An 11,336-nucleotide genomic window follows, 5' to 3' on the forward strand; every position below is an offset into this window, starting at 1 on the left:
ATCATGGATATTCAAGCCTCTTGCCAATAGACTTTTCACTGCCATTAAAAAAATATGTACGACATACTCCGGAAATATATTGACCGTGTAACATCCGCTACCATTCCCGATGAAGAATTTGTGTATATAGAACGGGCATTCAACCTTAAAAAGGTTAAAAAAAAGCAATTCCTGCTCCATGAAGGAAGCGTTTGCCTGTATATGACGTTCATCATATCAGGGGCGATGCGGCAGTATAGCATTGACAATAATGGCATTGAACGCATTACCGCCCTTGCGCTGGAAGGTTGGTGGATAGGCGACAGGGACAGCTTTAACAATTTGACGCCTTCCCGCTACAATATTGATGCAGTAGAAGATTGCACACTGCTGGTTAGTACCCTCGACCAAATAAACCTGCTGAAAGAGCAGTCGCTTACTTTTCTGAAGATGGCTCATATCCTCGACCAGCATCACGCCATTGCTGTCCAAAAAAGAATTGAAGCAGGTATTAATTACACTGCGGTGGAAAAATACCAATACCTGATGGAGGCAAATCCGGCGTTTTTCAACCGTTTTCCACAAAACATGCTGGCATCATACCTTGGTCTGACGCCGGAAACCATGAGCAGGGTCCGGAAACAAATACATTCCCGGTAACGAAATAAACAATTGTATGGGCGGCCTGATGTGAATCGGGCCGCTTTTTTGATTTTAAGACAGGCCCCTGCAGTTAAAACCCATTGATCTGGATCAACGCCATTTCTTAATCCAGATCAAAAATTCCCTCTTCCCACTACCCCACCTTTGCATTACCGACAGCGGCTGTTAAAACGATTCACCAGCATGCTACGGTGTCGTACCATATTTTCTTATTTTTTTAAAGTCTTAACAATGCAAGTCCAGAACCAATCCAACGCAAAAGCGGGCCTCGGCGCCCTTCTTACCCCTGACAACTGTGCTTTGATCCTGATCGATCATCAGCCCTTTCAATTTGCGGGGCTAAGAAGCCATGATACGCAAACCATCATCAACAACGTAGTGGGTCTTGCCAAATCAGCAAAGATATTCAATGTACCCACCCTTCTCACAACGGTCGTTGAGCAGCGTGGAGGCTTTCTCATTAAACAATTGCAGGATATTTTCCCTGATCAAAAACCGGTTGACCGGACTTTCATCAATACCTGGGAAGATGCCAGGATTACAGAGTGGGTAAAAGCTACCGGTAAAAAGAAAATTGTGATGGCTGCGCTGTGGACCGAAATATGCCTGGCCATGCCGACAATCCAGGCCCTGGGAGAAGGCTATGAAGTGTACATTGTTACCGACGCCTCTGGTGGTGTAAGCCTGGAAGCACACGAAATGGCGGTAATGCGCATGGTGCAGGCAGGTGCTGTTCCGATTACCTGGACTGTATTCGCCTCCGAACTGCAAAGGGACTGGGCCCGTACAGCAACCGTACCTGCACTGGCAGAAATGCTGGTAGACCACATGGGCAACGTAGGTACAAGTCTTACCTGGGAGTTGCAACTCCTGGCAACGCCGGTTCAGTAACACCAGAAAATCATTATTCATGAAAAAGACATTTGGCATTATTGGCGCCGGCAACATCGGGCAAACGGTAGCCCGTCACTTGCTTAAAGCCGGACACCCGGTTATCCTAGCTAACAGCAGCGGCGGAAACGCCCTGAATGAAATAGTACGGTCATTGGGACCGGGAGCAACCGCCGGTACCATTCAGGAAACCGCGCAAGCTGATATCGTTTTACTTTCGCTTCCCTGGTCGGAGGTTCCTACACTTACGAAAATCACCGACTGGAACGGGCGGGTAGTTATTGATGCTACCAATCACTTTATCACCTATGCTCCCGAGTTTAAAGTGCAGGACCTGGGCGATAAAGCATCGAGTGAGGTGGTAGCGTCCCTGCTTCCGGGCGCCAGGATTGTAAAAGCCTTTAATACGATTTTCTACAAAACGCTGGCAGAAGATCCCAACATTGCAGGGGGCCACCGGGTACTGTTTGTTTCCGGCAATGACCTGGAAGCGAAAAGCGAAGTGAAAAGTGTGATAGCATCTTTGGGATTTGCGCCTATAGATCTGGGGAATCTCCATGAAGGAAGTAAACTGCAACAAGCGAAGGGTGCGCTGGCAACCTTGAATCTTGTCAGGTTCTGAAAATGACTTTAGAAAGGTCCGGGGCTCCGGACCTTTCTAAAGTTTCCCTACAAATGCAACAGCTTTAATTTGTTTACCTCTTTGCCATCGCTGATCTCCAGCATATAAACGCCTTTAGCAAGGTGGCTGTTACTTAACTGCAACACCTTCCGGCTTTGATAAAATACACGGTCGGTCAATATGTTCCTGCCTTGTGCATCGTATAGTCGTAAGAGATAAGCCTTGCCTGCATCCAAACCGCTGATGGTAAACTGCTGATCAAAGGGATTAGGCCAAACACCGGGAGCTTCTTCGCTTCTATCGTGTCTTACGGCATCGCTTATCATCAATGACGATACGCCACCGGTAATGGTAAACATGCGCGTAATGCTGATACTATCCCTTGGATGTTGAAAGGATACTTTTAGTTGATGGCTTCCTGTGGTGTAGAGGGAGGGGTCGAGTATAAAGTTCTTGTTAGTATCCACCGGCAGGATGCGGTTGTTATCCACCACTACCTTTGTATCTGTATGCCAGGTGGGGCGCGGATAGTTGACGATCAGGATGGTATCCGGCGCGGCTGTTTTGCTATAGCTGTTTTCCAGCGTCCTTAAAATTGGCGGCGTATTTAAAACCGGGTAGACGCGCATAATGGCTGCGGTATCGTTAAACGACCAGGATTCATTATTATAGGCCATCCATTGTAGGGTATCAACACCGGTGATATTTGGATGAGCGGTGTAATACATGCTGTCTATTTCAGCCAGTGTTACCTCATTACTCCGTTCATAATAAATGCGCTTGCCGCCAATGGTAAGATTTCCGTACTTAGGCAAAGTATTTATACGTATCGCGCATAAACCAGCGCTATAGTGTTGTTTAAAATTACTTGCCCAGAAGCGGATAGGTGTACCTGCAAGTGTAGTGCGCTCAAAAGGCGTGACCATACCGGGGTTGAGTTTTACATTTATATACATGACGGTGTCCTGCGTCCACTTAATGCCATCGAAGGCGCGCCAGCGGAGCGAGTCTAGTCCAGGAATGCGTGTGGCACTGTATTTAATGGAATCGAGGTCGGCGCGTTCGATCACTGCATTGTTACCCGGAATAGCCTGGTTATTTTTATCAGCCAGTACTCCCTGCCGGGGCAATGCGGTGATCTGTATCCGCTGAAGACGTCCCAAGCCGGTATCGGGTCCGCTGTAGGGCGTATTAAAATCGCTGAGCGAAAAGAGCGTTCTGGTGTTGGTGTAAGCTACCTTTTCCGAGGCGTTTACATAATAATTGTACACGGTATCGATGTTGGTGACATACAGGTGTTGGGAGTCTGTTACATACCAGAGCTTATTTTCGTAGTACATGCCGGTGGCATTATCCACCATCTTTTTCTTCAGTCGTCCATCATAGCTGAAAAGATAGGCGGCCGGCGCCTGTCCTTCTGCTGCGGCCCTTACACCGATATCTGTCCGTTGATATGAAATATCGGTTACATTAGCATATGCAAAAGGAGTTCCGGGCTGCAGATCCTGCAGGTACCGGGTACCGTTCAGGTAATCCCGTATATAGATCTTCCCTTCCAGGCGGTTGGTATCGGTATTCGTTTTCATTACACCGGCTACCACTGCAATTTTATAATCAGCAATCGTCAGTTGCAGCCCCGTGAAAACCTCCGGGAAATAGAGCGCGCTGCCTTTATCGCTCATGCTCATGAAGCGGTCTTCCCGCCCGGCACTTACCGACACGTCTGTGTTTTCATTGTCGATATGTCTTAAATAGGCGACTGTACTATAAAATACATCGATGCCATAAAAAAATGCCTTGGGCCTGCCTGCGCTTGTGGGCCAGGTATGATCCCATTCCATTCCCGCCCAATAGAGGGCTTTTCCCGCAGAATACGACCACCCGGGGATGAGGGGATTGTCCGGGAACACCGCAATATCAGCATCTGCAACAGCGCTATCTGTTAATGTAAACTGGTCAGCTGACGACATATACCTGAAAGTAATATTGCGGTAAGCGGGTTGAAGGGCGCCTTTATTCGAAGTATCCAGGTCGGACCAGATGGCGTAGTCTCCCGCTGTATGTACATTGCCTATGTTTTCCGCCAGTTTTTTAAACCGGCTCTGGTAGAGTTCATACAGTGCCCATACGGAATCGTTAGTAGGCGATTGTGCCACAATCAATGCCCCGTTTGGCGTTATCCATGCGTTGTGATGTTCCGCAATATGCTTAAAAACAGTTGGCTGATATTTTTTAGTAAGCGGCACCGTGATGCCGGCGCCTGTTTTTATATCGATAATCGTATAAATAAATGCACCGGCATTTTGTTGAACCGTCAACACTTTACCATACCTGTAATCCAAAATCAAACTGCCGGGGATGGCGGTAAAAGCCGTTTGCATCAGCGGCCGCTGCGCAATGGAATATGTGTTCCATAGCAGGAAGAAAAAGACGGGGTAGATTTTTTTCATAAAGATATTTTTAAGAAGTTATCAAAACGGTTACGATAACAGGCGCCAAGCATATAGCCACAGGTCGTTGATAAAGATAGAAACCGGTTATTCAGCTGGTGTAAAGGCAACAGGGCTTAGCTACAAGGTACTGTAAAGTTAAGGTGCTGCTTCGCTTCGCGGTGATGAGCGCTCAAAACCTACTACTAAAAGGGATCGGCTCAGCAGAACGGGGAAGAACACCAGTTGCATTGTAATGAAACATCAAAACCAGTGCTACTTAAACCAGTAGCAGTCATTTTAAAGCATAAGGGGAATTGCTGTAAAATATGCATTTAATATATGCCTTGATTTAACAATAAAATCTTACAAAATCCAGCAATAAATTTCTAACTTAAATACTCATTTGAAAACCTAATATTAAATTTTAACCCATGAGAAAAGCAATCTTTCTAAGCTTTCTGTCCGTACCCTTTTTATTACAGAGCAATGCAACTCCCACTTCCGGCAGAAATGATGACATCAGCAGCGCCCATTGTATTGTTCCCGGAAAATCCAACAAAATTCTGACGGAATTCAACGTTCGTATAACACTGGTAGACATTTACGGCGCGCCGGTTACAGGCGGCACCGGGTTACGCGGTTACTGGGCAAAAAATGTAGCCACTGGTGTGTATTATTATCCCGGCGGCCAGGAAGACGAGGATAAATTTGAAAACCTGCCGGCCGGCACGTATACCTTTGGCGCGTATCCCGGTAACTGGGAAGGGGCTGTTTCCTCCACTGTTACACTCAGCAGCGAGGCTGTTGGACCCGATGGTTATATTGTTGTACCGTTAACCTACTGGGTGGAATAATTCAACCAGTTCATTATAAAAAAGGGTTGTATGTCTTTCGATCTACAACCCTTTTTTGATGAGCGCCTGTTTCAGGCTACCGTATATTTCCATAACCTGACAATTTAATCAGTTGCTTCACATCTTTAATACAAATATTTTTCCCCTGCGTAGTTAAAATACCGGTGGCTTTAAATTCGGATAAAAACCTGGTGATGTTTTCGTTGCCGGTACCTGCCATGTTGGCCAGATCACTACGGGAAAGATTGATCAGGATATCGTTTCCGGAAGGAGTTTCTTCTTTGAATTTCTCCCGTAAAATGATTAATACTATAGCCAGTCGTTCTTTAACAGACCGTTGTGCAAATACGGAAATGCTGTTTGCCAGTACAGTAAATTCATGACTGAGTGTTTTCAGTAACCTGCGTGGCAATACATCCGACCGGTTTAAGGTAGCCATAAAATCTTCTTTGGGAATAAAAGAAAGGAGGCATTCTTCCAGGGCAGCCGCAGCATCGGGGTAGCGTTCTCCGGCTAAAATTCCATGGTATCCGATTAATTCTCCTTTATTGGCGACGTATATTATCTGTTCTTTTCCTTTATGGTCTACGTGGTACTTTTTAATCTTTCCCTTTTTTATAAAGAAAATACCTGACGCCACTGTTCCTTCCCTGAATATTACATCCCCTTTACGGTATCGTTGTTCCTCCATGTGGGAACAGAGTTCCGCGTACTCATCTTCCGGCAGATCAGTTAAAATGGATTGAGATTTGAAATTCCATTTATCAATAGGAAACAGGCCAGCTAAACTCATAAAAACGACCTTTGATTTATCCGTGAAAGCAAATATCATCAAAGGTACCCTTACGGTATGAAAATGTCAACTAATTCCCGTCCGCGGAGGCGGCATTGTTCTTATGCGGCGTACCCACTTAAATAAGCGGACGCGGAAAACGTCGTAAAATATAGCAATGGCGAGGATGGCAGCAGGTAAATAAAAGGTGAAGTACTGGTATCTGAGGAACACATATCCCCCTGCGATTCCACCAGCCAGGAAAAAGGCGATGATGACAAGCCGCAGTGTGATCTTCTTTTTTACATGATCCACGCTTTTACCACCGGCAGCTGCCAGCGTATACAGGTCGATTCCCAGGTCGGTGAACATGCCTGTAAGATGAGTAGTTCTGACAACATAACCGGAGATGCTGGATACCAAAGCATTCTGCATTCCCATTGCGAAAAGCAAACTGCCGGCGAAGAGTTCTGTTTTAATAATAGACTGATCAAATGAACTTCCAAAGCTTCCCACCTGTATGAGGATGATGATCTCCATCACGATACACGCCACGTTACCCCATCGTTTGTTTTTACCGGCTTTCCCGGTTAAGAAGCTTGAGAAAAAAGCACCGGCAAGAAAAAGGATCAACCATAAGCCTACCATCCTTGCGGCGCGCAGATCGCCGGTTGCCAGTTTATGGGCCAGCAACGCGGCGTGCCCGGTAACGTTGGTGGTTAGCACTGCGAAGGCAAAAAAACCGGCCGCATTTACGATACCTGCTGTAAAACAAAGCAACACTGCCAATTGCAGGTTGTGTTTATAATTTCTCTTTCTTCCAATATGGCGTAGCATTTATTATCTCCGGTAATTTTTCAGGAAGACACCATAGTTCTTCCCCTGCAACCAACAAAGTTACTGGCAGGTAGATTCCGTTTAACTGATATTTTTCAAGATAATGATTGCAAAAAGTCACTTTTACCCGGAACATTACTCCCACCCCACTTGTTAATCCGGGTACTGAATTACTCATCTTCAATCATTCGCCCATGCAAAATGCCAATTCCAAACAGGATCAGTGGCCTGTGCTGACCTATAACGACTGGAAAGATACCTTAGCGACCGTACACCTGTGGACGCAGATCGTGGGAAAGATCCGCCTCCGGAAAATGCCGTGGTTAAACCACTCGTGGCATGTAACACTGTATGTAAGTCCGGATGGACTCAGCACCGGGAGCGTGCCGTACCAACACGGCATATTCCAGATCGACTTTAACTTCATGCAGCACCGGCTGATCATCATCACCAGTACCGGCAAAAAAGAAATGGTGGAACTGCGCCCCAGAACGGTGGCCGACTTTTACAACGCATTATTTGAAAAACTAAAGGAACTGGATATTGATGTAACTATTTACACAGTGCCCAGTGAAATAGCAGAGGCGATTCCGTTCGAAAAAGATGAGGTTCACCAATCATACGACCGTCAAAAAATGGAGGACTTCTGGCAGGCGCTTGTGAAGATCCACAACATCTTCACCCGTTTCAGGACACGCTTCACCGGCAAATGCAGCCCGGTCCATTTCTTCTGGGGCGCCTTTGACCTGGCGGTAACCCGGTTCTCCGGGAGGGATGCGCCACCTCACCAGGGGGAGGCCCCCAATATGCCGGCAGCGGTAATGCGGGAGGCTTACTCCAAAGAAGTGAGTTCCTGTGGATTCTGGCCTGGCAGTGAACAGTATCCACATGCTGTTTTTTACGCTTACTGCTACCCGGTTCCCCCTGCTTTCAGCGAACAACCTGTTCAACCTGCCGGCGCTTTTTACAGCCAGGAGATGGGGGAATTTATGTTGCCTTATGAAGTAGTACAACAGGCAACAGATCCGGAGGAAACGTTGCTCGCGTTCATGCAGTCGACCTATGAGGCAGCGGCCAACACAGGGCACTGGGATCGCACAGCACTGGAATGTGATCTTTCCCGTTTGGAGGTTGCCTATGGATGTTTCAAATAGATGGCAGTATTTTTTTGCAAAATTATTTGGTAAAAAGTTTTAGCTGCTTATCTTTGCAACCCCTGACACAATATCAGTTGCCCAGATGGCGAAATTGGTAGACGCACTGTGTTCAGGTCGCAGCGCCTGCAAGGGTGTGCTGGTTCGAATCCAGTTCTGGGCACTAAAGTGGACAAATCGAGATTTATCTTGGTTTGTCCATTTTTATTTTCGGGAAGACCCGTGTCCAGCGCGTATGTTAGCTTTACTGCTTCGTTCAGTCGGGCGGTTCGATAATGGCTTCCGTCAAAAATGAGTTTTTAGAGGGAGATCGAGCCACACTTCCTTTTACAATTGAATTATTCTCCTGTCGCATTAACTTCCGATTAACGCTTATCATTCTTTCGTTATCTAATTTTCAGGTTATTCATCTAACGTGAGAATCTGGCATTCCTCAATACTGGATTGCTAATAAATTAAGCACAATGGCAAAAGGAAGAAGCGTAACATCAATCGAAGAATCCTTATTCAACGAGCTTTCGCAGCTTATTGAGCAAAGTCAACGGCAAGTATTTTCACATGTTAACAGCACTCTTACAATACTTTTCTGGCAGATTGGCCAGCGCATCAACGATGAAATCCTTAAAAATAAACGGGCGGCGTATGCCAAACAGATTGTGTCGACGCTGTCGACACAATTGAGGAGTCAATACGGGAGAAACTTTGAGATGAGGAATTTAAGAAGAATGATCCAATTTGCTGAGCAATTCACGGACCTGAAGACTCTCTTGCCGCTGTCACAGCAATTGAGTTGGTCGCATTTCGTGGAATTATTATCGCTAAATAACCAGGATACAAGGCTATTCTATGCACAGATGGCTGCTGATCAGGCATTGAGTATAAGGGAACTGCGGAAACAAATTGCAACTAAAACATTTGAGCGAACTGGTATTGCGAATATACAAAACACCAGTAACCATCCGGCTATTAATGACAATTTCAAAGACCCTTATTTTTTGGACTTCCTTGGGCTACAAAACACCTACCTGGAAAAGGATCTTGAGGAAGCCGTACTCCGGGAACTGGAAGCTTTTATACTGGAGCTGGGTAAAGGATTTGCATTTATAGAGCGTCAGAAAAGGATGATTATTGATGGAGAAGACTTCCATTTAGACCTGCTTTTCTACCACCGCAATTTAAAACGCCTGATAGCCGTTGAGTTGAAACTGGGGAAATTTGAAGCCCAACATAAAGGCCAAATGGAATTATACCTAAAATGGCTGGATAAATACGAAAAGAAAGAAGGGGAACACTCCCCGATAGGCTTAATATTATGTGCCGAAAGTAGACGAGAACAAGTAGAGTTACTAGAAATGCATAAGGATGGCATTGTGGTAGCAGAATACTGGACAGAACTACCTCCCAAAAAAGAGCTGGAGAAAAAGATACATTATCTCTTCATTGAAGCTAAGGAAAGAATTGAAAAAAAGAAGGTGCTGGGTTTTACCAAAACATAGTTGGCTACTTGTGATAGGTGATCTTTCTTTTCACTGGCAAAAGACACAGTCGCGGAAAGATGATGCGGATGAAAAGAAAAAGCCAGTTATGTGACATGGTTCGAGAAAAGTACACTCCTGTGCACACAATAGGGTTGTAAGCAAATGACTTACAACCCTATTTTATTTGTATCAACTGTCGATTTTCCTGAAACGAAAAAATAAGAAGGGAAATAAAATTATCCTACTGCTTTATTGAGTGCAATGATCGCTGCTTTGAAATGTTCCCGGGTAATCACGAACTGGAAATTAACCTTTCTCAATGCCACTCCAACGCTTAATATATTGATATCTGCGTTGGCCAGTGCAGCAGTAGCTTTGGCTAACAATCCCGGCTGATCCATATTAGAGCCCAGCAAACATACCATTGCAATAGGTTCCAAAGTCACATGTTCATATTTTTCCTTCAGTTCCTTCAGCAGCTGCTGTTTCAAGTCACTTTCCCAAATAACGATACTAATGCTGTTGGCGCTGGTAGCCTTAAAAGTATAGCTGACACCGTAACGGGCAAATACCTGCATGATATCGAGATCGCTTCCTACGGCGCCTACCATTAGCGGATCATAGATATCAATGAGCAATTGTTGGTCCGAGCCGGTGATTACCTCTACCCGCTTATGTTCAGAAATATAATTTTTAGTGATCAGCGTGCCCGGATGTTCAGGTTCAAAGGTGTTTTTGATGCGCAGGTTAATACGCGATATCTCCAGTGGCTTTGCAGCTTTAGGATGAATAGCCTCCATCCCGACATCGGCCAGTTGATCTGCAATATCGTAATTGGTATAGCCAACCGGTTTTACGTTTTCTATGCCTACCAATCCGGGATCTGCAGTTGACAGGTGGTACTCTTTGTGGATAATAGCTTCCTCAGGCCGGAGTAGTTCTGCTATTCTGCTGAAAGTTACCTCAGAATAACCGCGGTCAAATTCTCTCATGATCCCTTCTGTTCCTTTCACGTACCCTGTTGCAATACACAGGCAGCTTTTAAGATCGAGACGCTCAAATTCTTCCCTGATACGTTCATCGATGGTTAGTGAACGTCCATCCCCCAGGCCGCTCAGGTCCGCCAGCGCTACATTAAGCCCTTTGTTCCGCAGGATATTTGTCAGCACAAAAGCCGAGTGACTTTCTCCTACGGAAGCCAGGATCTCACGAACAGCCAGCAGGATGCCCTCATTAAGATATCCGGAGGCCAACATGGTGTTTGCGCTGTCGAGGTATGTCAGCACCCGGTTAATAATGCCGTCCGTCACTTCGTTGGCTTCTGCTATATTCAGCCCAAGCGGTTGGTAATAGGCATTCAGCTCTTTAAGGTGAAGCCTTACAGATTCAAGTGCTCGATGATAATCATTTCCAGTGGCGAATTGATGATAGGCGCCAGGGGCTTTTGTTTTTTTATTCTCCAGCAGCAGGTTTGTAACGCCGGAAAAAGCAGAAACAATAAAGACACGATTATATAACCTATCGCCGGTACGGCCATAATAAATGATATTGTCGATTACATCTTTCAGGGCACTCATTGACGTGCCACCGATTTTTTCCACAGTTAACATGCTGCGAAGCTATATAATTTATTAATGGAATAAAAGCTATCAAA

10 protein-coding genes and 1 tRNA gene are annotated in these 11,336 nt (G+C 45.6%); 7 read left to right on the forward strand and 4 right to left on the reverse strand.

The genetic code is table 11. The features are described 5' to 3' along the window. Window positions 1–54: 54 nt before the first annotated feature. From AB6805_RS28205 to AB6805_RS28215, 3 genes are all read left to right on the forward strand, one after another. A complete protein-coding gene (locus AB6805_RS28205) occupies window positions 55–639 on the forward strand; it encodes a Crp/Fnr family transcriptional regulator (RefSeq protein ID WP_370912774.1) in 585 nt (194 codons plus the stop codon). A 234-nt stretch (window positions 640–873) separates the two neighbouring features. Continuing rightward, a complete protein-coding gene (locus AB6805_RS28210; protein ID WP_370912775.1) occupies window positions 874–1,533 on the forward strand; it encodes a hydrolase in 660 nt (219 codons plus the stop codon). 19 nt (window positions 1,534–1,552) lie between these two features. Next, the gene (locus AB6805_RS28215; RefSeq protein WP_370912776.1) at window positions 1,553–2,155 is read left to right on the forward strand and encodes an NADPH-dependent F420 reductase; all 603 of its coding nucleotides are present in this window, start codon (window positions 1,553–1,555) and stop codon (window positions 2,153–2,155) included. A gap of 47 nt (window positions 2,156–2,202) precedes the next feature. Here AB6805_RS28215 and AB6805_RS28220 read toward each other — a convergent pair whose 3' ends face one another. Beyond that, on the reverse strand, window positions 2,203–4,605 hold the full coding sequence (locus AB6805_RS28220; protein ID WP_370912777.1) for a T9SS type A sorting domain-containing protein: 2,403 nt from the start codon (window positions 4,603–4,605) through the stop codon (window positions 2,203–2,205). Between the two features lie 413 nt (window positions 4,606–5,018). Here AB6805_RS28220 and AB6805_RS28225 point away from each other — a divergent pair, with 413 nt between their 5' ends. After that, window positions 5,019–5,441 carry a hypothetical protein gene (locus tag AB6805_RS28225; protein WP_370912778.1) on the forward strand — a complete coding sequence of 141 codons (423 nt, stop codon included), beginning with the start codon at window positions 5,019–5,021 and terminating at the stop codon, window positions 5,439–5,441. A gap of 76 nt (window positions 5,442–5,517) precedes the next feature. Here the strand turns inward: AB6805_RS28225 and AB6805_RS28230 are convergent, their stop codons facing one another. Together AB6805_RS28230 and AB6805_RS28235 are read right to left on the reverse strand one after the other, a co-directional pair. Next, window positions 5,518–6,234, reverse strand: a complete 717-nt coding sequence (locus AB6805_RS28230; protein ID WP_370912779.1) for a Crp/Fnr family transcriptional regulator — start codon at window positions 6,232–6,234, stop codon at window positions 5,518–5,520. A gap of 66 nt (window positions 6,235–6,300) precedes the next feature. After that, entirely contained in the window at window positions 6,301–7,050 is a 750-nt protein-coding gene (locus AB6805_RS28235; RefSeq protein ID WP_370912780.1) for a YoaK family protein, read from the reverse strand. A gap of 194 nt (window positions 7,051–7,244) precedes the next feature. On the opposite strand from AB6805_RS28235, the gene AB6805_RS28240 reads away from it, so the two are divergent. The 3 genes from AB6805_RS28240 (at window position 7,245) to AB6805_RS28250 (ending at window position 9,700) form a co-directional block, all read left to right on the forward strand. Then, the gene (locus tag AB6805_RS28240) at window positions 7,245–8,204 is read left to right on the forward strand and encodes a DUF5996 family protein (RefSeq protein ID WP_370912781.1); all 960 of its coding nucleotides are present in this window, start codon (window positions 7,245–7,247) and stop codon (window positions 8,202–8,204) included. Window positions 8,205–8,283: 79 nt separating this feature from the next. Continuing rightward, window positions 8,284–8,367 (forward strand) — tRNA-Leu (locus tag AB6805_RS28245). A 301-nt stretch (window positions 8,368–8,668) separates the two neighbouring features. Next, window positions 8,669–9,700 (forward strand): YhcG family protein, encoded by a 1,032-nt coding sequence (locus AB6805_RS28250; protein ID WP_370912782.1) that lies wholly within the window; start codon window positions 8,669–8,671, stop codon window positions 9,698–9,700. 218 nt (window positions 9,701–9,918) lie between these two features. On the opposite strand, the gene AB6805_RS28255 is transcribed toward AB6805_RS28250, so the two are convergent. Continuing rightward, complete coding sequence (locus AB6805_RS28255; RefSeq protein WP_370912783.1) at window positions 9,919–11,292, reverse strand: aspartate kinase; 1,374 nt, start codon at window positions 11,290–11,292, stop codon at window positions 9,919–9,921. Window positions 11,293–11,336: the final 44 nt, after the last annotated feature.

Source organism: Chitinophaga sp. RCC_12 (assembly GCF_041360695.1).
Lineage (GTDB): Bacteria > Bacteroidota > Bacteroidia > Chitinophagales > Chitinophagaceae > Chitinophaga.

What these genes read in the sequence shown, in the direction of transcription:
- AB6805_RS28205 (WP_370912774.1), top strand. Translation starts at nt 55, where the DNA reads ATGTACGACATACTCCGGAAATATATTGACCGTGTAACATCCGCTACC.
- AB6805_RS28210 (WP_370912775.1), top strand. Translation starts at nt 874, where the DNA reads ATGCAAGTCCAGAACCAATCCAACGCAAAAGCGGGCCTCGGCGCCCTT.
- AB6805_RS28215 (WP_370912776.1), top strand. Translation starts at nt 1,553, where the DNA reads ATGAAAAAGACATTTGGCATTATTGGCGCCGGCAACATCGGGCAAACG.
- AB6805_RS28220 (WP_370912777.1), bottom strand. Translation starts at nt 4,605, where the DNA reads ATGAAAAAAATCTACCCCGTCTTTTTCTTCCTGCTATGGAACACATAT.
- AB6805_RS28225 (WP_370912778.1), top strand. Translation starts at nt 5,019, where the DNA reads ATGAGAAAAGCAATCTTTCTAAGCTTTCTGTCCGTACCCTTTTTATTA.
- AB6805_RS28230 (WP_370912779.1), bottom strand. Translation starts at nt 6,234, where the DNA reads ATGAGTTTAGCTGGCCTGTTTCCTATTGATAAATGGAATTTCAAATCT.
- AB6805_RS28235 (WP_370912780.1), bottom strand. Translation starts at nt 7,050, where the DNA reads ATGCTACGCCATATTGGAAGAAAGAGAAATTATAAACACAACCTGCAA.
- AB6805_RS28240 (WP_370912781.1), top strand. Translation starts at nt 7,245, where the DNA reads ATGCAAAATGCCAATTCCAAACAGGATCAGTGGCCTGTGCTGACCTAT.
- AB6805_RS28250 (WP_370912782.1), top strand. Translation starts at nt 8,669, where the DNA reads ATGGCAAAAGGAAGAAGCGTAACATCAATCGAAGAATCCTTATTCAAC.
- AB6805_RS28255 (WP_370912783.1), bottom strand. Translation starts at nt 11,292, where the DNA reads ATGTTAACTGTGGAAAAAATCGGTGGCACGTCAATGAGTGCCCTGAAA.